Here is a 25,887-nt window from a genome sequence, read left to right as displayed (position 1 = left end):
TCCCTTTCGGGGAAGTACATTACCGCGCTAGCGGGAAAAACCTGGCATATCCATGCAAAAACATCGATATACTACTTGAGTCTAAACACGCCAAAAAAGGCGATACAAAGGTTGATGGATGATGGAAACTAAACTTTAAGGAGGGTTAAGCCTTAAAGCTCATGGCGAATAAACCGCCACGCAAAACATCAGTGTTAAACCAAGTGTTCTGCCAATAAAAATGGTTGTTGCCTGTATAAGACATAGTCAATACTCCTAAATTAGTTGTGATTAAGTACTCTAGTGAAGCTTGGCTCGGTTCCCTGGAACTAGAGATTCTCATATCCGTTGAGACGACTTGTCACTCAGATCCTTGGAGAAAAATATCCATCCTGGATAGACTAGAGAGGAAAGGCATAGCGCCTAATCCACGAAAGCAATTATATGGTTTTGTAGTTTTATTACAACCTTTATTTGTAATTTTTTTAATTAAGGCTTTTTAATGTAATTAAATTACACAACTATAGTAGGGTTAATGGCGATCTGCTTCACATAAAAACAGAAATAATCCTGTAACCATCTAATAAGTAAGATATTACAGAATTATTTCTTTTTGTTACTAGGGCGTGTTGACGTTTCGAGATTAAATTTTGTTCGCTCTGGCAAGCTCGTGATCGCGAAACGAGGAGTGACGTGTAGTTATTCTACTCAAATGACGAGTGACAAAGAGCAAGAGCTTGCCAGACGACCCCTTCGGGCAGCGTTTGGCTGGCATTTCTGCTGCGTTATCGCCCGTTTATGTAGAATAACTACACCGCACGGGCTTTACCTTGCATAAAAGCCAGCCAACTCGCTGCAAAAATAACCCTGAAACGTCAACACGCCCTACCCGTTAGCGATTGATCAGATATTGATACAAGCCCACCAGCGGACTGGCCGTAGGTTTGCCGTAGAGCGGATCACCTTCTGTCGCACTGCCTGCGATATCTAAGTGCATATAAGCTAAGGGAATTGGGGCTGTTACACCATGGTCAAATAGCCCCGACGCTTTCAGTAAAAATGCCGCAGGATATTGATGTCCACGGGCGGTAATCGATGATGGGGCATTATTTGAAGATAACATTTCAGCAGCGCCCGACACATCGCGGATCTTCGCGAAGTCTTCAGGTCGCAATGTAGACACTTCAAAGGGTTCGCCCCATTGAGTCGCCTGCTGTTGTAAAGTGACAGCGCATTGCTGCGAACTCGCCACTGAGTTTTCCACCGCCGCAGGATAACAGCCATAACAACGCACTACGTGACCCGTGAGTGTTGCTACCGAAAACATTTCAGGCTTCACCGCCGACACGGCTTTGATGCGTAAATGGCTCAGTAAATCCGCCAGCACTAAGCGCCCTTCGGCATCCGTATTACCAATCCGCACTCGTACACCCGCATGACTGGTGATGATTTCATCGGTCACGAAGGCTTCGCTGCCTATGCTGTTACGCACTAAACCTAACTCGGCAATCACTCGAATGCCCTTAGGCTTGAGCATTGACAGGGTTTTGAATAGCCCCGCCACAGCTGAAGCGCCGCCTTTATCACGGCTCATGCCCGCCATAGAACCGCCGACTTTCAGATCGGCGCCGCCGGTATCGTAAATCACGCCCTTACCCGCGAACAGGAAAGTGCGAGTCACTTCACCCTCTGGCAGATATTCTAATTTCACCACCCGAGGTTGATGACGACCGACGGCAAAAGAGGAACGCGCTACTGCACTGAGCAGCGGATAGTCACGCTCTAAAATATCTCTGTCTTCTACCACTGCGGTTTTGATCACGCTGCCCGCTAAGGATTGCAGACAATAGTCAGCAAAGGCTTTAGCCGACATGCGCTCAGGTTCTGTACCACATAAATCCCGCGCTAATACGCGGCCCGCTTCTAACGCATTGAGTAAATTGCTGTTATGGGTTGATGAAGATAATAACCCTATGGCCTCAAATGTAGGCGTTAAGCCCGTCGCTTCACGCAGCTCTAAGGTTTGCCACAGTTCTTGACCGCAGGCTAACGCCGCGACTTCAGAGGCAAAACTAAAACGCAAATCCTTCGATGGCACCACATATAACAACGGACGTTTGGCGCCCGCCTCTTTTGCAATGGCAATCGCCGCCCTTGCGGCATCAGCATACACACGCACATCTACATACTCGTCGTTTACTTGGGTGACAGGCGCAATGATCAAGCGACCTCCCGCAAGACCCGGGGCAAACAGTAATGTCGGGCTCTTACCTACGCGCTTATCCACGTGGGCACCGTGCTGAGCCAATAAACTGATCTCATCAAAACCTATGGTATCCAGATCTGGCGTTACCACCACAACCGCATCCCAGCCTTCACCATCAAAAATGGCATTTTCTGCTTTTACATCAACGAAGTTAACTTGAAACATGACCCATCCTTTTTCATTATTGTGTCTGCATTATTCCCGCTCTATCGCCTAATTACCAATCTAAAAGTGGTATCGAGACACTCTGAAAAATCCCAACTGGAAACTTTGGCTGCCAGCGTAACAAAAGCCTGTGATGCTGAGATTAATTGGCTGCGCAGAATGTGGTAGAATGGCCGCAAATTTGCCCTATACCTACAAGACCTTATGAGGGACACTTCTGTGACAGCTTTAAGTCAGTTATACCCACAGCCATTATGGCAATGGTTTGAACAAATCTGCGCTATTCCCCACCCATCTAAGCATGAGCAAGCCTTAAGCCAGCACATTCAAGCGTGGGCAAAAAGCAAACAACTTGCCGTCGTTGAAGATGCCGTTGGCAACTTGATCATCCGCAAACCGGCTACGCCTGGAATGGAAGATCGTAAAATGGTGGTCATTCAAGCCCATATCGATATGGTGCCGCAGAAGAATGCCGACAAAGTACACGACTTCACCCAAGATCCTATCGAAGCTTATGTCGATGGTGATTGGGTTAAAGCCAAAGGTACGACCTTAGGTTCAGATAACGGTATCGGCATGGCATCGGCGCTGGCCATTTTGGGCTCTGATGACATCAAGCACGGTCCATTAGAAGTGCTGCTGACCATCGATGAAGAGGCGGGCATGACTGGCGCCTTCGGTTTACAGGCGGGCATGTTAGACGCAGAGATCCTGATCAACACAGATTCTGAGCAAGAAGGTGAAATTTACATGGGCTGCGCCGGTGGCGTCGATGCTCAAATCACCCTGCCTATGGTTTGGCAAGCGTCTGAGCAAAGTTACTCAGCCTTTAGCCTGCATTTATCTGGCTTAAAAGGCGGTCACTCTGGAGTGAACATTCACTTAGGTCGCGGCAACGCCAACAAGTTATTAGCGCGTTTCCTATTTGAAAATGCAGATGATTTAGCGTTAGAGCTGACACAATTTAGCGGCGGTTCATTGCGTAATGCGATTCCACGTGAAGCCAACATCAGCTTTATGTTGCCAGAAGAAAACGTCAGTGCCTTAAACGAAAAAGTCGCTGAGTTTGAAGCGCTTATCCGCACTGAACTCGCCATTGCCGATCCTGATATGCGTTTAGTGTTAAACACTATCCCCACGCCAAAACGTGTGATGAGCGAAAACAGCCAAAATACCCTGATCGATTTGCTGCATGTATGCCCTAACGGCGTGATCCGCATGAGCGATGAAGTCGAAGGTGTGACTGAAACCTCACTCAACGTAGGCGTTATCAGCACTGACGATGAACAAGTCACTATCCTGTGTCTTATTCGCTCACTGATTGATTCTGGCCGTACTCAAGTCGAAGGCATGTTAACTGCGTTAACTAACTTAGCCGGAGCCGATATCGATTTAAGCGGCGCTTACCCAGGTTGGAAGCCAGATAACAGCTCGCCTGTGATGGCGATAGTACGCGAAACCTATCAAGACATTTACCAAAAAGAGCCAGTGATCATGGTGATCCATGCGGGTCTTGAGTGTGGTCTATTCAAGAAACCTTATCCAGACATGGACATGGTCTCGATTGGCCCCACGATTCGTTATCCGCACGGCCCAGACGAGATGGTGAACATCACCACAGTCGGCCAATACTGGACCTTATTATTAGCCGTACTCGAGCGTATTCCAGTTAAGGCGTAACGCCCGAATGTTAGCCTAGCTCACTCAATTGGCACTTAATTCAAGGCCACATCTGCTCAAGTCAGATGTGGCCTTATTTTTTATCGCGCCTTCTATTAGTGTGTAGAAATGCCATTGATAAAATTTTTATGAAAGAACTGAATAACTTGAATTTTCTACTATAGTTGTTCTGTCTAACCCGAACGTATTTTTGCTTGTCGCGCTTTTAGAGATAGCCGCTTTCCCCTTCAATACTGTGACCTTAAGGAATAGAGATCATGAAATTTGGTAAAATCTTGTCAGCCGCCGCACTACTGCTCAGCAGTAACCTCAGTTTCGCCGAAGAAGTCCCCCAAGCCGTTATCGATCTAGCCGATTCACTGATGCCATTAGGTAAAGAAGTGGTGCTGGTGAATGCCGTTAAAGCGCAAAATGCTCAAGGCAAAAGTTTAGATTCGATCAAAACATTAGATGAAAAATGGATCGCCACCGCAGGGATTGATGATTTTATGTCGTCCTTGATGAACAACGAAGCGGCCAAGTTTCTCACCACCTTCGAAGCCAGCCAACCTTACTACCAAGAAATTTTCCTCATGGATAATCAAGGTGCTAACGTCGCCATGACCAGTAAAACCTCGGACTACTGGCAGGGTGACGAGGATAAATGGCAAAAATCCTTCGCCAATGGCAAAGGCGATAAGCACATAGGTCCAGTCAAATTTGACACTAGCTCCCAAGCTTATTTGGTACAAATTTCGATACCCGTCATGGATGGCGATGCCGCAATTGGTGCTATCACCATCGGGATCAACCTAGATCAATTCGGACTCTAATTGCCAGAGAACGCCAGTGATGGGCCGCATCCGCTTTTATTCAGTGGTTATCGCGGCCCTCACCTTTCAATGCATCAATCAAGGAGGGCGTGACTATGGAATGGTATAAAGATCTTTCCGTTAACCAGAAACTGACTTACCCGAGTCTGCTACTCGCTGGCGTAGTCATCTTCGCCTCTTCAACTGGCATCTTAGGGCTTAAAGCATTAAATAACAGCGCAAATACGCTCGCACTCGAATACTTACCGAGCCAATCTGAACTGCTGCAAGCTGATAAAGAGCTTTACCAAGCGCAAGTCGCCGAACGTAGCCTGATGTTCGTTAACGTCGGCACGGACTCCTATAATAGCCTTCTAAAACAGCACACTAATAGTATATCCCTAGTCAAAGAACACCTTAATCAGTTTGCTGATGTGACCACTAGTCCCCTCGCAAAAGAAAAACTCAATGAATTAAATCGCAGTTTCGAGATATGGCGAACCACTACCTCTGAAATCAGCAATCAGCGCACCCAAAATGGCCGTAACGGTCGCACGACCGCCATTGATCTGAGCTTTGGCCAAGCAGCGACGCAATTCGAGCAGCTGCATCAAAATATTAATCAGCTAATCGATGACTTAAACAGCAATACGGCAGCAGCTGTCACCCAAGTGGATGATGACGCCTATCGTGGGCAGCAGATGCAGTTAATTGCTTTAACGATTAGTATCCTGATCTGCATTCTGTTCATCGTTGCCTTGCCTAAACTCATCAGTAAGCCGCTCGCAGTTTTGCTGGCGAAAATCCACGACATTACCGATGGTGATGGTGATTTGACCGAGCGAGTCCAGCTAACCTCTAAGGACGAGCTTGGTGATCTCGCCAAGGCATTCAATCATTTTCTCGATAACTTACATGGCATTATCTCGCAATTTAAACAATCCACTTCGGAGCTTAATGTCGCCGCCGAAGGACTAGCCAAAACCAGCGCCACGGCAAAACATACCTTGATGGATCAACAGGCTGCCACCCACAGAATCGCCGATGCCAGTGATCACATTGCTGCCTCTGTGCAAGAAGTGTCAGTCAGTGCCAGTCATGCCGCCGATGCAGCCAAACAAGCCGATATCTTTACCGCCGATGGCCAAGAAAGAGTGAAAAAAACCATCAATGTAATTCGTGAACTCGCAGGGGATGTAGGCTCGGCAGAAATGCAAATCAACAAACTCGAGCAAGAAGGCCAACATATCGGCCGCGTGCTTGAGGTGATCCAATCTATTGCCGAACAGACCAATCTATTAGCCCTTAACGCAGCAATTGAAGCGGCGCGAGCGGGCGAGCAAGGACGCGGCTTTGCTGTGGTTGCCGATGAAGTGCGATCTCTCGCCTCTAAGACCCACCAATCCACTGAAGAAATTAAATTGATGATCGCCAATGTGCAAAATGGCACCCAAAGCGCTGTGGCGGCAATTAATATCGGTAATGAAAAGGCCATTTCGAGCGTCGAAGCCGCCAGTAATGCCGGTGAAGCCCTAGCACATATTGCAGAAATGGTGAGTCAGATCAGCGAGATGAATAATCAAATCGCCCTCGCTGCCAAAGCGCAAACCACTATGGCCAATGAGAGTCATCAAAATATTCAACACATTGCCGAACAGTCGGAGGACAGTTTACGCAACACTGATGAAATCTACGCCGCAAGCGTACAACTCTCGTCAATGGCGGGTAACCTCACGGCGCTGGTCAGTCGTTTTAAACTGTAATTTGTCGAGAGTGAAAGTTTTTATATAAGTTACCTTTTGTAAATCTGTGATGTTTGAAAAGTCCCCTTTACCGAATAAGGGAGCATAAACCTGTCGCAGTGATTATCTGAATTCAGGTGCTCCCTTATATTTAAACAGCAAAGCTAGCATCGATTAGCAGCGCTTAACCACGAAGCCTCTTGTCGCGCGTAGATTGACCAACATAGGTAACATCAGCGCGAGGATCACTATCAGCATCCCCACCAATTGCATTTCCGTTACCGCCTGCCCCATGGCTAACGCCGTTAATGCCGCAAAAACGGGCACGAGATTAAAAAAGACCGATGCCTTAGCGGGGCCAAGCGCCTTAACCCCGTTAATCCAAAACAGATAACCGAGCACAGTGGCGAATAAACCTATATAGAGCACGCTAGAAAAAGCCGTTGCCGACAGTCCCATCAACTCCAGCCAAGGGTGAAACTCACCTCGGCCAAGCCCAATCACGGACATAGACACACTGGCAGCTATCATACTCAGCAAGGTAAATGGCAATACAGGCAACCAATGGCCAACCCGTTGCGAACAAATGGTATAACCACTCCACGCCAACATGCCGGCAGCAATCATCACATCACCTTGGTTAAAACTGAAATTGAGCAACTGCTGCACACTGCCGTTGGTGATCACTAGCAATACGCCCGCCAATCCGCCCACTAAGCTAAACACTTGTTGTCTGCTGAGCCATTCACGCTGTAATAGCGCGTTGACGATTGAAGTCACCAGCGGACTGAGCGCCATAATCAAGGCGCCATTGGCGGCAGAGGTGTGCTGCAGCCCATTAAATAACGCCAGATTTAAGCCGCCCACACCAATCACGCCCACCAGCGCTATGACAATGTATTGCGCCAAACTCAATTTGGGCCAAGCCTGACGAGTAAAAACGATATATAACGCCAGAGTCACCGCCGCAATGGTAAAACGCCAGAATACGAGGGATTCACCTGACATCTCCTCCAGCACTCGCTTAGCAATGGGAAACACGCTGCCCCAGCTAAAAACGCAAATCAGTAGACAAACGAATGTCATGTAAGGTGTATGGGATTTCATATCGGACTCTAGGGAGATAATTGGGATTGAGCTTAGTTTATAAGTTTCATATATTATTAAAACATACAAGATTGAGAGCTTAAATTCCAAATATGAAACTTAATTATTCCTTAGACGATATGCGCTTATTTTGGGTGGTGGCACAACAAGGGAGCTTTAAGCTCGCGGCGCAGCACTTAGGCATTCCACCTTCGACCTTAAGCCGACGAATCAATCTGTTAGAACAATCATTAGGCCTGCGTTTACTGCACAGAGACGCCCATAGAGTCAACCTTACCGCCACAGGTCAGCGTTATCTCGAACGCTGCGGCCCGCTGTTTATCGAGTTAAACCAGGTATCTGGTGAGTTACATGCGGATAAACATCAAGCGGTTGGCAAACTGCGGATCTCGGCGCCCATCAATACAACCTATCGCTGGCTAGGTGAATCACTCAACGCCTTCCAACGGCATTATCCCAATATCGACATCGACTTAAGCCTGTCGAACATGAATATCGATGTCAGTGAAAACGCCATCGATATCGCCTTTCGAGTGGGTGAACCTAAAGATCCCGATTGGATTGCAAGGCCGCTCACCACGATTAGCTTTGTGCTTTGCGCCAGTTCATCGGCAACCCAGTGGCATGCACTGCAATCCATAGAAGCACTCGAACAACATCCGGTTGTCATCGCAAAGCCCGTAAAAACATGGCGCTTACAGCACAATATCACAGGGCAAGATTTCGAGTTTGAGCCGAGGGGTAACATCAAATTAGCCGTCGATGATATGGCGATCGCCAGTCAGGCTGTGGTGGCGGGGCTCGGCATTGGACTCATACCCATCAGCATGGCGAGTGAACAGATACAAAGCGGCAAGCTCGTTCAAATACTGCCAGAATGGCAAGGTATTCCGCGCACCGCCTACTTGATGTATCGCGATCGGGACAATTTACCCTTGCGGGTCAGACTGTTAATTGATTTTATGTTGGCGAATCCACCCGAGGCTTATTGAGCCATTCAGGGATGAGTCTGCGGCGTATCGACTCAATAAACGCCTAGAGCGCTAAATCAAGCTGAGTCTGGGCATTTGGGATTTCGGGCACTGCGAGGATAGAATCGGCGAGGCCGACCGAAATACCTAATAGGCGAATGCCGCGCCCCTCTTGCCTTGCCATCGCCTGTGCGAGTAGATCATAAAACATCACAATCGAGACTTCATCACTACGATGCTCAATGGTGGTTTGCTTGAAATCATTAAACTTGAGCTTGACCACTTGCTTGTGAATTTTGCGTTCCTTAGCGCTGCGGCTCAAACGTAGGGCTAATTCTTGGATCAATCCCGGCATCACTTGTTGGCACTGCTCTAGGCTATAAATATCCTTCGCCAGCGTAGTTTCAACACCGACTGATTTACGCTCCCTATCGGCGGAAATGCCCCGTTCATCGATACCTTGGGAACGCTCAATCAACACGCCACCAAACTTGCCGAATCGCGCCAATAACTCAGGTTTAGAATAGGCTTGCACATCACCACAGGTATTGAGCCCAAGCGAGGAGAGCTTTTCGGCGGTGACTTTACCGACACCGGGAATTTTACGCAGCGATAAGGTTTTAACAAAATCAGGAAGTGTTTCAGGAGTAATCACATATTGGCCGTTTGGCTTATTCAGATCAGAGGCAACCTTAGCCAAAAACTTCACCGGTGCTATGCCTGCCGAAGCGGTTAACCCCGTTTCGGCTAAGATATCGCGGCGAATGGCCTGCGCAATCAAGGTCGCCGAGCCCTTATATTGTTGGCACTCACTCACGTCTAAATAGGCTTCATCTAAAGAAAGCGGCTCAATCAATGGGGTATAGCGGGAGAAAATTTCACGAATTTGCAGCGACACATCTTTATAAACCTGCATCCGCCCAGGAACCAAAATGAGATCGGGACACAACTTAAAGGCATAAGCGGTCGCCATCGCTGAACGCACACCGAATTTACGTGCCTCGTAACTGCAAGTGCTAATAACACCACGACGATCGCTGCTGCCGCCCACAGCTAAAGGCTTGCCACGGTATTCGGGAAAGTCGCGCATTTCCACTGCCGCAAAATAGCAGTCCATATCGATGTGAATAATTTTTCGCACGTTGAATTCCTCCAACGCCAAAATACTGTATATAAAAACAGTAATCAAGTGTTCGTCATCAATTTAGCGAGGATCAGGCGGGAAACCTAAAATTAAAAGGAGCGCCTAAGCTCCTTTTGTGAGTGCACTATGAATGATGCCGTTATTGAGCTGATGGTCAGTGAGCAAACAGTTCACTGACCAACTCAGGCTTAAATCTTAAATTGGCCGATATTGCGAGTAAGTGCGCGGGTCATATCCTCAAAGCCTTGCAAGCTTTGCGATAAGTCCTGACTCGAAAGCAAAGACTGATCCGACAACCCCCGCACATTATCGACATTGAGCGCCACTTCCTCGGCCGCCACGGCTTGCTGATCGATTGCTACGGTTATTTCAACCGTTTGCTGTTGGATTGACATAATCGCCGTCGCAATATCATTCAGTGCCGCTTCGACCTGAGTCGTTAGCTCTTGCCCCGCTTTCGCTTGCTCAACGCCCGATTCCATCACTTGCTCAGCCTGCAATGCGCTTTGTTGCAAGGTTTGGATAATGCCTTGAATGTTAGCGGTAGAATCTTGGGTACGCGATGCCAACGTGCGCACTTCGTCTGCCACCACAGCAAAGCCACGGCCTTGCTCACCCGCACGCGCCGCTTCAATCGCCGCATTCAATGCCAATAGATTGGTTTGTTCGGCAATGTTACGGATCACGCTCAAGACTTCACCGATTTGCTCTGAGCTATTGCGTAAGTGTTTAATCACTTTCGCCGCCGCAATCACTTGTTGCGACAGTGCCTTCATCCCTTCGGTCGCACGGGAAACAATCTGTGTACCATCGTGGGCTTGAGTTTGCGCCTTCTGGGCAAAATCATTCGCCCGTTGTGCACTGACAGCCATTTCTTGGCTGGTTTGCGCCATTTGCGTCGCGGCGGTGGCAACCGAATCTATCTGCTGCTTTTGCGATGAGACCGACGACACGGCTAAGTCGCAGATTTGCCGCGCATCGACAACACCCGTGCCTACCTCTTGGGTTAAGCTGCGCGTATCCAACAACATATGCTGCACTTTCTCGGCAAAGCGGTTAAAAGCATCGCCAAGTTTGCCTAACTCATCTTCCCGATCCATTAGAATACGTTTCGATAAATCACTGTCACCTTCGGCGATATCTTCCATCGCATCCAATAACTTAGCTAACTGACGTCTAAAAGGCAGCAACATCAACCATACTGTCACGCCCATTAGCAGCATGATACCTATGGCAACCATACTGGCATTCCGGAACGCGGCGGTCACCGGCGCTTCAATCACTTCGTGAGGCAACATAAAGGCTAAGTGCCACTTTTGTTTGGGATAATCGCCGCCCACAGTCACAAAGATCACCCGCTGGGGAACGCCATTAAATGTAACATTAGCAAACCCTTGCGCTTCCCTTTGCATCTGTTGTCGTAATGCAGAAAACCCTGATGTGTCCTTAAACTGAGTATCCACTTGATTCGCCAAGGAGCCCGGCGGGAAACGCTCGGAAAAACCAGGGAAATACACTAGCTTGCCTTCGTCTGTCATTAAGAAAGCTTGGCCAAAATCACGGTATTTAATCGGTGCCAGCAGGGATTTACCAATGGTATCAATCAAGATATCCATGCCGCCAATGCCAATCAGCTCACCATTCGCCGCATAAACGGGGGTTTTAACCGTAGCAGAAATTGAACCATCGTTCGCATCGACCGCTGGATCGCCAACAAAGAGCCCGGCTTGATCGATCGCTTCCTGCCACCAAGGTCGTTTGTTGGTGTAGTAATCTGGATCGCCATCAAAACGGCCATTAAGGTCAAAGTACTCGAAGGTATTGGCCGAGCCAAAAAACACCGATTTAACATCACTATCGCGATCAGAGAAAGACTTAAAGTAACCAATAATGTCTTGGTACTGGCGATCAGCCGCGAGTTGACTGCCACGGGCGTGATACTGAGTAAACCACTTCACTAAACCCGGCTCGGCAAACACTGAATGGATCACTTGGCCCTTAGCAATAAAGTAACCGCTAATCTCATTGGCTTTTAAGGCAACTAACGCCGAAATATCCGCATCGACCTGCTTTCGCGTGTTATCACTTTCTTTCGTCACCAACAAAGCGGCGACTAAGGTAAGCAGTACAGCAAGCGCACCAACGATAGTAACCACTAACTGCAAACTTAGAGAACGTTTCATATATCCCATCAATCTTCCCGTCTGGCTGACCAACAACTTAACAATATGGCTCGCAAAAATAGTTTTACACGGTAACAATTTTTACCTGTTAACAACAGATGAAATCGCCATAAAAAACGTAAATAAGTATTTGTAAAGAAAGGATATTGAACGTATAACAGGATTCGCTAAATTTAAGGCGGATTGCAGAGGATGAGTTTGTAGAGGCAGAGTTATACAGTCAGATAGACTATATACAGATTGGATAAATAGGAAGCGGTAGAAATAAGATCAGCGAGATAGTCTCGCTGATCTTGATTTAGCAATTACATCTTAGTTTGCAGGTAGTTTTGCAGCCCGACACGGTCGATAAGTCCGAGTTGTTTTTCGAGCCAATACATGTGGTCCGACTCAGTATCGTCGAGTAACACTTCGAGGATTTCGCGGGTTTGGTAATCTTGCTTCTGCTCACACAGGGCAATCACTTGGCGCAAATCGTCCGCGACCTTGTACTCGTAGGCGAGATCATTACGCAGCATCTCTTCCACATCTTTACCTATGTTCAACGCCTCACGGGCGGCAACATTAGGCGTTCCTTCGAGGAATAAAATACGCTGTACTAATTTGGCCGCATGGGCTTTTTCATCATCGGACTCATGGGCGATGCGCTCATAGAGTTCATTCAAGCCCCAATCTTCGTACATATGGGCATGGACAAAATATTGATCCATTGCCGAGAGTTCTCCCGTTAGGAGTCGATTTAACGCATCGATGACGTCTTTATCGCCTTTCATATCCCGCTCCTATTGGTCGCTAATTTGCGATTGTAGATAATTTTGAATACCGGTTAGCGTAATGAGCTCTTGCTGCGACTCGAGCCAATCTAAATGCTCTTCCTCATCTTCGAGAATGTCTTCCAGCAGATCGCGGCTCACATAGTCTTGCTCGGCTTCACACAGGCTAATGGCATCACGCAGCAATGTAAGCTGCTCTTGCACCATGGCCAGATCGCAGTCGAGCATTTCTTGGCTATGTTCACCAATACGAAGTTTCTCGAGTTGCTGCAGATTTGGCAGGCCTTCCAAAAACAGTACGCGCTCGATGAGCTTATCGGCGTGCTTCATATCTTGGATGGATTTTTTGTATTCGACGTGATTTAGCTTCTCAAGGCCCCAGTGCTTAAACATGCGGGCATGGAGAAAATATTGATTGATGGCGGTCAACTCACAGGTAAGCACCCGATTCAGTTGCCCAACCACTTTAGGATGACCTTTCATAAGTTACTATCCTTGGTAAGCGTGAAAAGATTGATCTAAATCAAGCTTCTAGCCTAGTACAATTCAGCAGCTAACTCAAATTATCTTTATATTTCACCCACTTAATGATAACAACCATTCTCATTTCCGCTTAGATTAGCGCGCTATCTCCCTCATATCCCAAGGATAAATTTAAGTGAATCATCTAGGCTGATAAGTTTCAGGCAAAAAAAATAGCCTCCAGATGGGAGGCTATTGTCGGAACAGACGATTTAGAGAATGTTAGATAATACGGTCTTTTGTTAACTTCTCACGACGCGCTTCTTCAGCGGCCATACGACGTTTACGTTTGTCACAAGGGTCATCACAATCGCACGCTTTCTCAATCCCTAGAACACCTAAACCGCCACAACTTCCTTCAACGGCTTTGCGCTTGATGAGATAACCAATCGACATGAGCAAAAAGAATAATAACAAAATCACAAATGCCGCGATAAAAGAGGTCATGGTTTACTCCAAAAACTAAATAAGGAAAGGCTTGAAGGCGTCGCTATAGTAGACCTTAAATCCGTCGCCTTGCTTTTCGATAAGCATTATCGCCAAGTGTTCCTTCTTGGCAAGCTCCAATGATGCTTCTGTACCCAAAACCATCATAGCCGTCGCAAAACCATCGGCTGTCATACAATTTTGATGCAATACGGTCACGGATGCTAGCTTATGATTTATCGGCAAACCGGTACGTGGATCAATTATATGGGTAAAACGTTGGCCGTCTTCCTCATAATAATTACGATAATCACCCGAGGTCGCCATCGCCATAGTACCTGGTGAGATAACCTGCTGTACGGCTTCAGAACCGTCATCGGTTGGTTGCTCTATGGCAACGCGCCAAGAGCTACCATCGCCTTTAGCACCTTTAATGCTGAGCTCACCACCAATTTCAACTAAATACCCAGTCGCGTGATATTTATCAAGAATGGAAGCCACTTTATCAACCCCAAACCCTTTGGCAATCGACGATAGGTCTACGTATAAATGGGCGTTGTGCTTAGTTAGACGGTTACCTTCAATGGAAAGTTCACTAATACCGGTTTTGGCTTTTGCCGCATCGATATCGGCCTGACTAGGGACCTTTGTTGGACGCTTATCTGGCCCAAATCCCCACAGGTTAACTAAAGGACCTAAGGTAATATCAAGTGCCTTATCCGTCACTTGATATAAGCGTACTCCCTCTTGCACCACTTTGATGGTATCCGGTGAGACTTCAACGCTTTGCTCCAATGGCAACTGGTTGAAACGGGATAATTCTGAATCAGGGCGATACGTCGACATCTGATCATTGACTAGCTCAAGGGCTAAATCAATTTCCGCTTGAAGTAACTGCGCTGTCGGCATCTGCTCATTCGGTACGACTTTAATATGGTAAGTCGTCCCCATAGTGCTGCCCGCTAACGAAATGACTTCGTTCTGCTTAGAACAGGCTGAAACAAAAAAGGCCAGCCCTACGAGGACTAGCCAGTTAAATGAATGCTTTAGTGCTGAGGTATTGATCTTTAAGGTCTGAAACATAGTGACCTACTACTCTTATTTGGGCCCTTAAATGCAAAAGTTGCAGATGAGAGATTATCCTCAACATCTGCAACTTTTCTATCTAGGACTAATGAACATTAGCCGCCGAAGTCATCCAACAGGATGTTTTCGTCTTCGACACCAAGATTTTTCAACATACCAATTACGGCAGCGTTCATCATTGGAGGTCCACACATGTAGAACTCACAATCTTCTGGTGCATCATGGTTTTTCAGATAGTTTTCATACAATACGTTATGAATAAAACCTGTGTAACCATCCCAGTTATCCTCTGGTTGAGGATCTGAAAGTGCCACATGCCATACGAAGTTATCATTCTCAGCAGCTAGGCCGTCGAAGTCTTCTACGTAGAACATTTCACGCTTAGAACGTGCACCGTACCAGAAGCTCATCTTACGTTTAGACTGAAGACGCTTCAGTTGGTCGAAGATATGTGAACGCATTGGCGCCATACCCGCACCACCGCCGATAAACACCATTTCTGCATCGGTATCTTTCGCGAAGAATTCACCGAATGGGCCAGAAATTGTCACTTTATCGCCAGCTTTTAAGCTCCAAATGTAAGATGACATCTTACCGCAAGGCAGTGTCAGGTTACGTGGTGGAGGCGTAGCAATACGCACGTTCAGCATGATAATACCGAACTCTTCTGGGTAGTTAGCCATTGAGTATGCACGGATAGTTTCTTCATCAACCTTAGATTCAAGATTGAAGAAACCGAAGTGTTCCCAGTCGCCACGGTATTGTGCAGGTACATCGAAATCTGCATATTTAACATGGTGAGCAGGTGCTTCGATTTGAATATAACCGCCAGCACGGAATGGTACAGATTCGCCATCAGGAATTTGCAGCTTCAGTTCTTTAATGAAAGTGGCTTTGTTATCGTTAGAGATAACTTCACATTCCCATTTCTTGATACCGAAGATTTCTTCGTCAAGCTCGATTTCCATATCGTTCTTAACGTTAACCTGACAAGAAAGACGACAGCCTTTACGGGCATCACCTTTGCTAATGTGGTCAAGTTCTGTTGGCAGAATATCGCCGCCGCCAGACTTAATCACCACGCGACATTGGCCACATGAACCACCGCCACCACACGCACTCGATACGAAGATACCGCTGTTAGCCAAAACGCCTAACAACTTACCGCCAGCACCGGTTGTAATTGCTTTTTCAGGATCGTCATTAATGCCGATCGTGATGTCACCGCTAGCCACTAACTTAGACTTAGCGAATAAAATCACTAATACCAAGATGAGGACGATAGCAGTAAACATACTCACACCGAGGTAAACCTCGAGCGGAGTAGATTTAAAAATACCAAGAATATCCATTAACTTATCCTTAGAAGGTCCAATTCAAGAAGCCGTTATGTGTCTCTTACAGAGACACACCAGAAAACGACATGAAACCTAAGGCCATCAAACCAGCAGTGATAAAGGTAATACCTAAACCACGTAGGCCGTTAGGCACGTCGGCATACTTCAGCTTCTCACGGATACCGGCCATCAATACGATAGCTAATGCCCAACCCACTCCTGAGCCGAAACCAAACACCACACTTTCGCCTAACTTGTAGTCACGCTCAACCATGAATGATACCGCACCGAAAATCGCGCAGTTCACTGTGATCAAAGGTAAGAAAATACCTAATGCGTTGTACAAAGGTGGAAAGTACTTGTCCAGTGCCATTTCCAGAATTTGAACCAAAGCCGCAATCACACCGATAAAGGTAATGAATTTCAAGAAGCTTAAGTCAGCTTCAGGTGCGCCAGCCCAAGCAAGTGCACCAGGAGCTAGCAGCCCTTGATAAATAACTTGGTTTGCTGGGACAGAGATAGTTAACACTACAACTACCGCAATCCCTAGGCCCATGGCTGTGGTGACTTTCTTAGACACAGCCAAGAAAGTACACATACCTAGGAAGAAGGCCAGTGCCATGTTTTCAATGAAAACAGAGCGAATTAACAGGCTAATATAATGTTCCATCGCACTTACCCTTTTGCTTCAACTTGCTCTGGCTTATAGGTACGAATAATCCAAATCAAAACACCGATCAGGAAGAACGCACTCGGAGGCAGTAGTAGCAGACCGTTTGGTTGATACCAGCCGCCATCAGAGATCTTGTGCAGGATTTCAACACCGAACAGAGAACCGTTACCAAACAGTTCACGTACGAAGCCAACAGCTAACAGAATTGCACCGTAACCTAAACCGTTACCGATACCATCCATAAAGCTCATCATTGGCGGTGTTTTCATCGCGTAAGCTTCGGCACGACCCATTACGATACAGTTCGTAATAATCAGACCGACGAATACCGACAGCTGCTTAGAGATCTGATAAGCATAAGCCTGCAGCAATTGGTCAACCACGATTACCAAAGAGGCAATAATGGTCATCTGTACGATAATACGCACACTGCTTGGAATATGATTACGGATCATTGAGATAAACAGGTTCGAAAACGCTGTTACCGCAGTTAACGCCAACGCCATTACCAGTGCAGTTTCGAGCTTGCTCGTTACCGCTAATGCACTACATACACCAAGTACTTGTAAAGCAATCGGGTTGTTGTTGACTATAGGTCCGGTCAGAACCTGTTTCAGTTCTTTAGCGTCAGACATTAGTTGAGACCTCCATTGCGTGCTTTTTCAATGAAACTCGCAAAACCTTCTTTCCCTAACCAGAATGTCAGTGAATGTTGCACACCGTTACTCGTTAAGGTTGCGCCAGATAATGCGTCTACACCGTATTCAGTGCTAGCAACAGCTGGGTTTTTCGTTACGCTGATAGCGAGTTTACCTTGCTCATCAAATAACTTTTTGCCATGCCATTTCGCTTTCCACTGAGCATTTTGCACTTCGCCACCTAAGCCCGGCGTTTCGCCTTGCTCGTAGTAGACTAAGCTTTGCACTGTGTTTAGGTCAGCATCCATAGCAAGGAAGGCATACATAGTAGACCAAAGGCCATAACCATGGATTGGCAGAATCACACTGGTCAATTTACCTTGTTCATCACGAACGAGATAAACCACAGCGTTATCCGCTACGCGTTTCACAGAAGCAATGTCGTTCTCAGGTACAAATGAGGTTTTCACATCACGAGACGCTTTACGTTGATCATAAGTGTCAGCATCAACACCATCAACCCAAGCACCCGTTTTCAAATCGACCAGTTTAGCTTCGATGTGTTTGCCGTATGTATCCAGAATTTGCGCTTTGGTGACCTTGCCAGCTTTAGTATCGATAAGACCAGCGGCTTCCAGAATGTACTTTTGCTTATCGAGCAGTTTATTTTCTGCTTGAGTCGGTCTCAGTAACACTGCTGCAGTAGACACAAATATCGCACAAATTAGACATAGGCCAACGACGATAAATAAGGTTCTGCCGAACGAATCTTTATTACTAGCCACGGGCAATCCTCCGCTTGATATTTGCCTGAACCACGAAGTGGTCGAACAATGGCGCGAACAAGTTAGCAAACAAAATTGCCAACATCATGCCTTCAGGGAATGCAGGGTTAATCACGCGGATAAACACAGCCATTGCACCGATCAAGATACCGTATGCCCATTTAGCTTGGTTAGTGAATGACGCTGACACTGGGTCTGTCGCCATAAACATCATGCCAAACGCAAAACCACCTAACACTAAGTGCCAGTACCAAGGCATTGCAAACATTGGGTTAGTGTCGCTACCGACAACGTTCAACAGAGTAGAAATGGCAATCATACCGACCATTACACCGCCAACGATGCGCCATGAAGCGATACGCGTGTAGATGATGACCAAACCACCTAACAGAATCGCTAATGTAGACACTTCACCAACTGAACCTGGAATGAAACCGAAGAACGAATCCCACCAGTTTTGGTTAATTGCGTAATCTAATGTGCCCGCAGCAGCTTGGCTCAGTGCAGTCGCACCTGAGTAGCCGTCAGCCACAACCCATGAGGTATCACCCGACATGTTCAACGGATAAGCGAAGAACAGGAAGGCACGACCCGCTAGTGCTGGGTTTAAGAAGTTACGCCCTGTACCACCGAACACTTCTTTCGCCACGACCACACCGAAGGTGATACCCAGCGCCACCATCCATAATGGGATAGTTGCTGGCAGCGTTAAAGCGAACAGGATAGAGGTAACGAAGAAACCTTCGTTGACTTCATGACCGCGGATAGAGGCAAACAGCACTTCCCAGATACCACCGACGGCGAAGGTCACCGCGTAGATAGGTAGGAAGAAACAGGCGCCATACCACATTAACGCAGGCCAGCCAGAGTTTGCCGTCAGTTCGGTACCGAACATGCTGAACAAGCTCACTTGCCATACGTCAGGGGTAGCAAAACCAGCCACTAAAGCTAATTGAGCTTGTAACCCTACGTTGTACATACCCACGAACATCGCTGGGAAAGCACAAGCCCAAACCGTAATCATCATACGTTTTAGGTCGAGGTTATCGCGAACGTGGGTTTTGCCCTTGTTCACTTTACCTGGGGTATAAAAAATTGTGTATGCCGCTTCGAATAGGGCATAAAACTTTTCGTATTTACCGCCTTTTTCAAAGTCGGGTTCAATACGTTCGAAAAAATCTTTCAAGCTCATTAGCCTTCCCTCTCGATCGTATCTAAACAGTCACGCAGATATGAACCGTAGTCATACTTGCCTGGACATACGAACGTACACAGTGCGAGATCTTCTTCATCTAACTCTAACGCGCCTAACGTAGCAGCACCGTCAAAGTCACCTGAAATCAAGTCACGCAACAACATAGTAGGAAGAATGTCCAATGGCATTACACGCTCATAGTTACCAATTGGCACCATAGCGCGGTCTGAACCACCTGTACTGGTCGTCATACTGAACAGACGAGAAGGAGCAAGATGTCCTAAGAATGCACGAGTGATAGAATATTTGTCTGAGCCTGGTAATACCCAGCCTAAAAATTCTTTCTCTGTACCTTCTTCTAACAGACTTACTTGAACATGGTAACGACCTAAATACCCTTGTGGGCCAACGGCTGTACGACCATTCAGAACAGAGCCTGAAATCAGACGAACATTGCCATCTAAGGCTTCACCTGCGGTTAATTCAGTCATGCTCGCGCCCACAACAGTGCGTACGAGTCTTGGCTTAGCCGCTTTAGGGCCTGCGATCGCAATAACACGTTCGGTATTGAGTTCACCCGTCGTAAATAGCTGACCAATTGCTATTACATCTTGGTAACCAATATGCCAAACGGTACGTTTTGCAGAGGCAGACAATAAGAAGTGAATATGAGTACCGACTAATCCTGCAGGGTGCACACCAGCAAATTCTTCAACTTGGGCGTTTGCGGCAGGAATATCAGCGCCAGGCGCTTTACAAAGGTAAACTTTACCGTCAGTAAGTCTTGCTAAGACCTTAAGACCATTAGCAAAATCTTCTTTATGCTCACGGATCACCACAACGGGATCAGCGGCAAGAGGTTGAGTATCTATTGCGGTTACAAAAATACCAGCAGCAGAAGAGTCTACAGCAGGAACTTTGCTAAAAGGACGAGTACGCAAAGCAGTCCATAAACCTGATTCGATCAGATTGTCACGGACTAACTGCGAGTCGAGCGTATCGAGTGCAGTGGCATCATATTTAGCAAAGGCAACGCTTTCGTTTCCTTCCACTTCAATGACAACAGACTGCAGAACACGCTGGGCGCCCCGGTTAATGTCTAATATAGTACCACTGGCTAAAGCCGTATATTTAACGCCTAAATTCTTCTTATCTTCAAAAAGAACCTGGCCTTTTTGTACTTTATCGCCCACTTTGATTTTCATCGTTGGACGTAAGCCAATATACTCTTCACCCAAAGTAGCTACATGTTTAATGGCTGGGCCATTATGGATAACTTGCTCTGGTCCGCCTGCTATAGGCAGTTCCAATCCTTTCTTAATTGTAATCATATCCACAAGCACTACGTTTGAAGGAAAGACAATGCGCCGCGTTCCTGCTAAATACTTAGGTTTTAAACAAAACCTACTGCATTGAGCTAGCGCAGATTTATCACAGAAATGCGATCGCAATCACGCTGGTCGCGCGCATTTTACCCCAATTGACTTGGCATCGCCACGAAAATTATAGGTGATTTCAAACCTAAAATACGGATTGAAAAGAATCATGCGCTACGGCGTTCACCTTCCGACCTAGTGACTGATCAGAAAGAGAGAATATTACGGCCACTGGGTACTATAGCATTAATAATTAAAGATTTAATTTAGCAAAAAGTCGAAACATTCACTAAACGCGGCTTAAATCGATCTTATTTGTTTCAATTGATTTAAATTCAAACGAAATAAAATTCAACTTAAAAGCGCCATTGATAACCTAAATAGCTAATACGTCCATTTTCCGATCGAATTCCGCTATTTGATGCTGTTGTGACTAATGTCTCATCTAAGAGGTTTTCTATCCGAAAATAAATCTCATGGTGACGGTTAAAATGATAATTCGCCGCTAAATCTACCCGCCATTGTGCGGCGACAGGCTGTAATTCGGCGCCGAATTGGCCCATTTCGCGCTCCGATTGATAAAAGACATTCGCATGCAGTTCATATTCTGCGTATTTCATCCCAGCACTCAACTGCAGTTGCTGCTCAGGTAACCAAGCCACCCTATCGCCAGCCACGACGCAGCCTTGGATTTCATTGCAGCTATTGGTTTGATACTCGGCATTCGAATACTGATAATTTAACGCTAAAGGTAACTGCACACTGCCCAGTTCCCACTGATAGCCAAGATTCAGCTCAACCCCTTTGGTCAGCACATCCACGACATTGCCTTGTACCCACAAACGGCTGTCGGCACACTGGGTATACGCATCGCAATTGACATGCAGATTATCAAAATCTTGGACGTAGGTTTTGATGTCAGCACTAAAATGCTCGCTGGCATATTGGGCGCTGACTTGATATTGCAGCGACACTTGTGCCTCTTGCTCAAGATTCCCCGCACTCGCGGCGGTCCATGAACGTCGAATATCCGTACTAAAGCGCCAATATCCAGCATGATATAAAACGCCAAGTTGTGGCATCCAATCGCTGTCGGAAAAATCTGCCGCTTCGAGTCCGGCGTAGGCTAAATTGACCTTGCGATTGACGTCCACTTTTTCATAGGCGAGCGCGAGTTTGAGCTGCAATCCGTCCCAATTAAACAAGGAATCGATGGCCGAGGTGAATGCGGTCGCATCATCGGTATAAGCCAACAGCGCATTGGGTGCTTCACTCACTAAACTCAAGTCCTGCTGCCATAGACTCTGCTGATCGCCAAGGTGCATCTCGGCTTTATCCGTATGGTAACGGGCGCTATAGCTAATTTGATGAGCGCCATACTGATTCACAGATTCAGTTTGTACCCCAAAGGAGCTGAAATCATTGTCTTGTTGTAACGAGGCGACCGCGACGCCATCGACTGTCGGCTGCCGTTCAAATGCGGCCAGCGCAGCTAAACTCTGGGTATCGAGCATTTGCCCATCAAATTGATTGAGTTGATTTAATTGCTGCGAATAGGATTGATAGTAAAAGTCCGTGATGACTTTATGCCCACCACTAAGCGCAACTTGGTGCGATAGTTGATACTTATGGTGTCGCCCTTGATGCTTATCTCCAGCCGTGGCTGAATACAAACTCATCGGGTCTTGTTGCCAATCGGCCTGCGTTAAGCCGAGTTGGGAGCGATAGCTATCATCATCGAGGAACTGGTAGGTAAACTCAGTCACCTGCGGACTTCGGGCGCCGAGTAAACTCGCGGCGTTGATTTTAAATAAGATATCAGTGGTTTGGCGGTCAGTATCTTGACCATTGAGTAAGTGATCGGCACCGCTACCATCACTGTAGTTAACCGCGAGTATCATGCCGTATTCTTTTTGCTTCACGCCCCAATTCACATCGACACTGTAGTCTGAGTCGGTATTGCCTTCGAGTGTCACTTTACTGTTTTCCGCTTGCTCGGCCACAGGTAAGGTTTGATAACTCACCACCCCAAACGCCCCTTGCCCACCAACCGCCATATTCGCCATTGGCGTGACAGTGACACTCTGTTGTTGCAGCAGATTGGGTAATAGTTGTAATTGCGGTGCAGAATAAGGCGCAGGTGAGAAATACACTCTATCTTGCAATACGGCCACGCCTTGACTCGCGCTGCGCATATTAATGCTTGCTGGATTTCCGTTAAGATCTGCAGGTAAAACCGTCAAAGCCGTTAACTGGCCTAACGCTAAACTGTCAGCAGTGGAGTGGAATGTGTCATTGAGCTGATTCAGTTCAAGCATTTGACTGTGGAAATCATCGGCGAACGTTGTGTTAGAACAGGCAAGAGATACAGAAATTGCACAGAGTGATACTGTGAAGTAACGACTAGGCATACCAAGCTCCCAAAAATTTTGTTAGCGTACGGTGTTTTTGTTATTAACTTGTAAAATAGCTGAATTTGTTTGAAAAAAAAAGCGACTCTCGTCGCTTTCTCTCATTAACTTCAGGAAACTGAATTTACTGGCTAGGCACTCTTATACAAGTAAGAGTACAAACCGTTACAGATTACCTAGAATTTCGTCGCTTAATTTCAAGTCATCATTGCGATTCACACTTACGCCAGCCGCAATAATATTACGGGCGATATCTTGTGCCTGCTCTAATGAATGCATCTCATACGTACCACATTGGTATTCGTTCAGCTCAGGGATTTCAGACTGCTCAACCACTTTAAGCACATCTTCCATCGCAGCTAACCACGCATCGGCCACTTGGCGCTCAGTCGGCTCACCAATCAGACTCATATAAAAGCCGGTACGGCATCCCATTGGCGAAATATCGATGATCTCAACATTGCTACCATTTAAATGGTCACGCATAAAGCCAGCGAATAAATGCTCCAGAGTGTGAATACCACGCTCACTGAGAATATCTTTATTCGGTGCGCAAAAACGTAGATCAAATACCGTAATCGCATCGCCCTTTGGCGTGCTCATGTGCTTAGCAACACGAACTGCTGGGGCATTCATTCGAGTATGATCGACGGTAAAGCTATCAAGTAATGGCATAAGGATCTCCAAATTCTCAGGGCGATATCAACGCCACTGTAAGTGTCTATTTATGGCTTGCAAGCATAACACCAAATGAATTACGCCGATAACAAGATAATTTAAGATGAAATCATCTCATATAAATCAGCTGTTAATGTGACAGTGAGTGCTAAAAACACCACGCATTTAGTGTTGACGCTGTTGGCTGTAAGCATCCTCAGATATTTTATGATACTGGCGCACACCTTGCTCGTAGGCATGATAGGCGGCGTACACTTTGCGCATTAAGGGATCTTGATTAGCTTGCTCTTCAATCACTTGTTTAGAGATTTTCTCAAGTTCCAACAACACTTTCGGTGGAAACGCCTTAAGCACAACCCCTTCATCATTCACTAAGGTTTCAAGGGCGGCCACGTTACGGGTCGTGTATTCATCAAGCATATCTTGATTAATGGCTCTCGCCGCGACTTTAACTATGGCTTGTAAATCTTGAGGTAAACTCTCGAAGGCGGCTTTATTAATCAAGAATTCCATATTAGAACCCGGCTCATGCCAACCAGGGTAATAGTAGTACTTCGCCACTTTATGTAGACCGAAAGCAAGGTCGTTCAATGGCCCTACCCACTCAGCCGCATCAATCGAGCCCGTTTGCAGTGCACCATAGAGTTCACGCCCCGCCATATTCACAGGAATAGCGCCGACACGCTTTAATACTTCGCCGCCCAAGCCCGGCATACGGATCTTCAGTCCCTTAAAATCGGCAATCGTATTAATCGGTTTATTGAACCAGCCGCCCATTTGCATGCCCGTATTGCCACCCGCGAGGGGAATGATGCCAAAGGGGCGATACACTTCATCCCACAACGCCATGCCACCGCCGTAGTGAAGCCAGCCGTTCATTTCCTGCGCCGTCATGCCAAAGGGAATCGATGAAAAAAACTGCGCCGCGGGTGCCTTGCCTTTCCAGTAGTAAGAGGCGGCATGGGCCATTTGAATTTTACCCTGACTCACACCATCAAATACGGCAAACGCTGGCATTAACTCACCCGCGCCATAAACGTGGATCTTTAACCGACCGTTAGACATGTCATTGACTAAATGGGCGAAGCGTTCTGGAGCCATACCTAAACCGGGGAAGTTTTTGGGCCAAGAGGTCGCAAGGCGCCATTCAATAGCGGGAATAGCTTGGGGGTCATCCGTTGCAGCATGGGAAACGGCTACGCTTTGCGCGTCACTGGCTGCGGGATTACAACCACTCAGTCCCATCAGCAGCATTAAGACGAGTACACTCCCAAACTTACGCATTTTTAATACTCTCCCTGACATCAAACGAGCCCATGGTTCTAACAGACGTGAACATGCTCTCAGGACAGAGCTCCGCAGTCGAATCACCCAAACCCTTAAAATAGAACATATTGTTAACACAGAAACGCCTATAGGGAAACCAGAAACTCGGGTAAGGAAACCAGAAAATGGCCTTAGTTTGACCTAAAACAAAAAGCCACTCGATGAGGAGTGGCCTTGGGATCTAAGCTAATTAACTTTGTAGAGCTGATTAATTAGTCTATTGATTAACTGCAATAATTTTTAATTAACCGCGACAATTTGGCGTATTAGGCACTTGTGCATTCGCATCCCACTCACTTTGAGTGAAAGTGTGGATCGACAAGGCATGCACGCCATTAGCTAGCTCATGGGCTAAGTGAGTGTTAACCAATCGATGACGGGCCAAGAGGCGTAAACCATCAAACTGCTCGCTCACGAGCACAACTTTGAAATGGGTTTCTGAATTCGGTGGCACATGGTGACGATTACTTTCGTTGATCACTTCTAAGTGCGTCGGCGAGAAGCCTTCGGTTAACTTCTGCGTGATAGTGTTAGCCACTGTGCCCTGCGCATGAGTATTGGACATATTCGAGTCTCAGAATGGTGAAATCCAGTGGCCGCAGAGTACTGCTTCAGGTGGAAAAGATCAAATTC

Annotated in this window: 22 protein-coding genes; 4 read left to right on the top strand and 18 right to left on the bottom strand. The window is 46.8% G+C overall.

The genetic code is table 11. The features are described from left to right. Nucleotides 1-871: 871 nt before the first annotated feature. Nucleotides 872-2,410 carry a peptidase M17 gene (locus BM607_RS10620; RefSeq protein ID WP_071938451.1) on the bottom strand — a complete coding sequence of 513 codons (1,539 nt, stop codon included), beginning with the start codon at nt 2,408-2,410 and terminating at the stop codon, nt 872-874. Between the two features lie 219 nt (nt 2,411-2,629). On the opposite strand from BM607_RS10620, the gene BM607_RS10615 reads away from it, so the two are divergent. From BM607_RS10615 to BM607_RS10605, 3 genes are all read left to right on the top strand, one after another. Further along, nucleotides 2,630-4,090, top strand: a complete 1,461-nt coding sequence (locus BM607_RS10615) for an aminoacyl-histidine dipeptidase (RefSeq protein ID WP_071938452.1) — start codon at nt 2,630-2,632, stop codon at nt 4,088-4,090. Between the two features lie 257 nt (nt 4,091-4,347). Continuing rightward, nucleotides 4,348-4,902 carry a cache domain-containing protein gene (locus BM607_RS10610; RefSeq protein ID WP_006080485.1) on the top strand — a complete coding sequence of 185 codons (555 nt, stop codon included), beginning with the start codon at nt 4,348-4,350 and terminating at the stop codon, nt 4,900-4,902. Between the two features lie 95 nt (nt 4,903-4,997). Next, nucleotides 4,998-6,644: a methyl-accepting chemotaxis protein gene (locus BM607_RS10605; RefSeq protein ID WP_071938453.1), complete on the top strand. Its 1,647-nt coding sequence runs from the start codon at nt 4,998-5,000 to the stop codon at nt 6,642-6,644. Nucleotides 6,645-6,797: 153 nt separating this feature from the next. On the opposite strand, the gene BM607_RS10600 is transcribed toward BM607_RS10605, so the two are convergent. Beyond that, complete coding sequence (locus BM607_RS10600; protein WP_071938454.1) at nt 6,798-7,730, bottom strand: DMT family transporter; 933 nt, start codon at nt 7,728-7,730, stop codon at nt 6,798-6,800. 92 nt (nt 7,731-7,822) lie between these two features. Between BM607_RS10600 and BM607_RS10595 the strand changes: the two genes are divergently transcribed. Beyond that, nucleotides 7,823-8,722, top strand: a complete 900-nt coding sequence (locus tag BM607_RS10595; protein ID WP_071938455.1) for a LysR family transcriptional regulator — start codon at nt 7,823-7,825, stop codon at nt 8,720-8,722. Nucleotides 8,723-8,765: 43 nt separating this feature from the next. Here BM607_RS10595 and dinB read toward each other — a convergent pair whose 3' ends face one another. From dinB to BM607_RS10515, 16 genes are all read right to left on the bottom strand, one after another. Further along, the gene (gene dinB / locus BM607_RS10590; protein WP_071938456.1) at nt 8,766-9,842 is read right to left on the bottom strand and encodes a DNA polymerase IV; all 1,077 of its coding nucleotides are present in this window, start codon (nt 9,840-9,842) and stop codon (nt 8,766-8,768) included. A gap of 191 nt (nt 9,843-10,033) precedes the next feature. Further along, nucleotides 10,034-12,037: a methyl-accepting chemotaxis protein gene (locus BM607_RS10585; protein ID WP_071938457.1), complete on the bottom strand. Its 2,004-nt coding sequence runs from the start codon at nt 12,035-12,037 to the stop codon at nt 10,034-10,036. Between the two features lie 296 nt (nt 12,038-12,333). Then, nucleotides 12,334-12,801, bottom strand: a complete 468-nt coding sequence (gene bfr / locus BM607_RS10580; RefSeq protein WP_006080476.1) for a bacterioferritin — start codon at nt 12,799-12,801, stop codon at nt 12,334-12,336. Between the two features lie 9 nt (nt 12,802-12,810). Further along, nucleotides 12,811-13,284, bottom strand: a complete 474-nt coding sequence (bfr, locus tag BM607_RS10575) for a bacterioferritin (protein WP_006080475.1) — start codon at nt 13,282-13,284, stop codon at nt 12,811-12,813. A gap of 261 nt (nt 13,285-13,545) precedes the next feature. Further along, nucleotides 13,546-13,770, bottom strand: a complete 225-nt coding sequence (gene nqrM, locus BM607_RS10570; RefSeq protein ID WP_006080474.1) for a (Na+)-NQR maturation NqrM — start codon at nt 13,768-13,770, stop codon at nt 13,546-13,548. 15 nt (nt 13,771-13,785) lie between these two features. Beyond that, complete coding sequence (locus BM607_RS10565) at nt 13,786-14,832, bottom strand: FAD:protein FMN transferase (protein ID WP_006080472.1); 1,047 nt, start codon at nt 14,830-14,832, stop codon at nt 13,786-13,788. Nucleotides 14,833-14,930: 98 nt separating this feature from the next. Beyond that, complete coding sequence (nqrF, locus tag BM607_RS10560; protein WP_006080471.1) at nt 14,931-16,187, bottom strand: NADH:ubiquinone reductase (Na(+)-transporting) subunit F; 1,257 nt, start codon at nt 16,185-16,187, stop codon at nt 14,931-14,933. 46 nt (nt 16,188-16,233) lie between these two features. After that, complete coding sequence (gene nqrE / locus BM607_RS10555) at nt 16,234-16,842, bottom strand: NADH:ubiquinone reductase (Na(+)-transporting) subunit E (RefSeq protein ID WP_006080469.1); 609 nt, start codon at nt 16,840-16,842, stop codon at nt 16,234-16,236. Nucleotides 16,843-16,847: 5 nt separating this feature from the next. Continuing rightward, complete coding sequence (locus BM607_RS10550; RefSeq protein ID WP_006080467.1) at nt 16,848-17,480, bottom strand: NADH:ubiquinone reductase (Na(+)-transporting) subunit D; 633 nt, start codon at nt 17,478-17,480, stop codon at nt 16,848-16,850. Next, complete coding sequence (locus BM607_RS10545; RefSeq protein ID WP_006080465.1) at nt 17,480-18,268, bottom strand: Na(+)-translocating NADH-quinone reductase subunit C; 789 nt, start codon at nt 18,266-18,268, stop codon at nt 17,480-17,482. The genes BM607_RS10550 and BM607_RS10545 overlap by 1 nt, the downstream gene beginning before the upstream one ends. Beyond that, the gene (locus BM607_RS10540) at nt 18,261-19,460 is read right to left on the bottom strand and encodes an NADH:ubiquinone reductase (Na(+)-transporting) subunit B (protein ID WP_006080463.1); all 1,200 of its coding nucleotides are present in this window, start codon (nt 19,458-19,460) and stop codon (nt 18,261-18,263) included. The genes BM607_RS10545 and BM607_RS10540 overlap by 8 nt, the downstream gene beginning before the upstream one ends. After that, a complete protein-coding gene (locus BM607_RS10535) occupies nt 19,460-20,794 on the bottom strand; it encodes a Na(+)-translocating NADH-quinone reductase subunit A (protein WP_006080462.1) in 1,335 nt (444 codons plus the stop codon). The genes BM607_RS10540 and BM607_RS10535 overlap by 1 nt, the downstream gene beginning before the upstream one ends. Before the next feature lie 401 nt (nt 20,795-21,195). After that, on the bottom strand, nt 21,196-23,250 hold the full coding sequence (locus tag BM607_RS10530) for a TonB-dependent receptor (RefSeq protein WP_071938458.1): 2,055 nt from the start codon (nt 23,248-23,250) through the stop codon (nt 21,196-21,198). A 165-nt stretch (nt 23,251-23,415) separates the two neighbouring features. Next, a complete protein-coding gene (luxS, locus tag BM607_RS10525) occupies nt 23,416-23,925 on the bottom strand; it encodes an S-ribosylhomocysteine lyase (RefSeq protein WP_006080460.1) in 510 nt (169 codons plus the stop codon). Nucleotides 23,926-24,093: 168 nt separating this feature from the next. After that, nucleotides 24,094-25,212 (bottom strand): TRAP transporter substrate-binding protein, encoded by a 1,119-nt coding sequence (locus BM607_RS10520; RefSeq protein ID WP_071938459.1) that lies wholly within the window; start codon nt 25,210-25,212, stop codon nt 24,094-24,096. A gap of 286 nt (nt 25,213-25,498) precedes the next feature. Continuing rightward, complete coding sequence (locus BM607_RS10515) at nt 25,499-25,819, bottom strand: BolA/IbaG family iron-sulfur metabolism protein (RefSeq protein WP_006080458.1); 321 nt, start codon at nt 25,817-25,819, stop codon at nt 25,499-25,501. Nucleotides 25,820-25,887: the final 68 nt, after the last annotated feature.

Origin of the sequence: Shewanella sp. SACH, from assembly GCF_001887095.2 — a bacterium.
GTDB lineage: Bacteria > Pseudomonadota > Gammaproteobacteria > Enterobacterales > Shewanellaceae > Shewanella > Shewanella baltica.
Note: the sequence above shows the minus strand (reverse complement) of the source record. Positions and strands in the feature narration are given on the sequence as shown.

Coding starts and splice junctions, on each gene's coding strand:
- BM607_RS10620 (WP_071938451.1), bottom strand. CDS start 2,410: ATGTTTCAAGTTAACTTCGTTGATGTAAAAGCAGAAAATGCCATTTTT.
- BM607_RS10610 (WP_006080485.1), top strand. CDS start 4,348: ATGAAATTTGGTAAAATCTTGTCAGCCGCCGCACTACTGCTCAGCAGT.
- BM607_RS10605 (WP_071938453.1), top strand. CDS start 4,998: ATGGAATGGTATAAAGATCTTTCCGTTAACCAGAAACTGACTTACCCG.
- BM607_RS10600 (WP_071938454.1), bottom strand. CDS start 7,730: ATGAAATCCCATACACCTTACATGACATTCGTTTGTCTACTGATTTGC.
- BM607_RS10595 (WP_071938455.1), top strand. CDS start 7,823: ATGAAACTTAATTATTCCTTAGACGATATGCGCTTATTTTGGGTGGTG.
- BM607_RS10585 (WP_071938457.1), bottom strand. CDS start 12,037: ATGGGATATATGAAACGTTCTCTAAGTTTGCAGTTAGTGGTTACTATC.
- bfr (WP_006080476.1), bottom strand. CDS start 12,801: ATGAAAGGCGATAAAGACGTCATCGATGCGTTAAATCGACTCCTAACG.
- bfr (WP_006080475.1), bottom strand. CDS start 13,284: ATGAAAGGTCATCCTAAAGTGGTTGGGCAACTGAATCGGGTGCTTACC.
- nqrM (WP_006080474.1), bottom strand. CDS start 13,770: ATGACCTCTTTTATCGCGGCATTTGTGATTTTGTTATTATTCTTTTTG.
- BM607_RS10565 (WP_006080472.1), bottom strand. CDS start 14,832: ATGTTTCAGACCTTAAAGATCAATACCTCAGCACTAAAGCATTCATTT.
- nqrF (WP_006080471.1), bottom strand. CDS start 16,187: ATGGATATTCTTGGTATTTTTAAATCTACTCCGCTCGAGGTTTACCTC.
- nqrE (WP_006080469.1), bottom strand. CDS start 16,842: ATGGAACATTATATTAGCCTGTTAATTCGCTCTGTTTTCATTGAAAAC.
- BM607_RS10550 (WP_006080467.1), bottom strand. CDS start 17,480: ATGTCTGACGCTAAAGAACTGAAACAGGTTCTGACCGGACCTATAGTC.
- BM607_RS10540 (WP_006080463.1), bottom strand. CDS start 19,460: ATGAGCTTGAAAGATTTTTTCGAACGTATTGAACCCGACTTTGAAAAA.
- BM607_RS10535 (WP_006080462.1), bottom strand. CDS start 20,794: ATGATTACAATTAAGAAAGGATTGGAACTGCCTATAGCAGGCGGACCA.
- BM607_RS10530 (WP_071938458.1), bottom strand. CDS start 23,250: ATGCCTAGTCGTTACTTCACAGTATCACTCTGTGCAATTTCTGTATCT.
- luxS (WP_006080460.1), bottom strand. CDS start 23,925: ATGCCATTACTTGATAGCTTTACCGTCGATCATACTCGAATGAATGCC.
- BM607_RS10520 (WP_071938459.1), bottom strand. CDS start 25,212: ATGCGTAAGTTTGGGAGTGTACTCGTCTTAATGCTGCTGATGGGACTG.
- BM607_RS10515 (WP_006080458.1), bottom strand. CDS start 25,819: ATGTCCAATACTCATGCGCAGGGCACAGTGGCTAACACTATCACGCAG.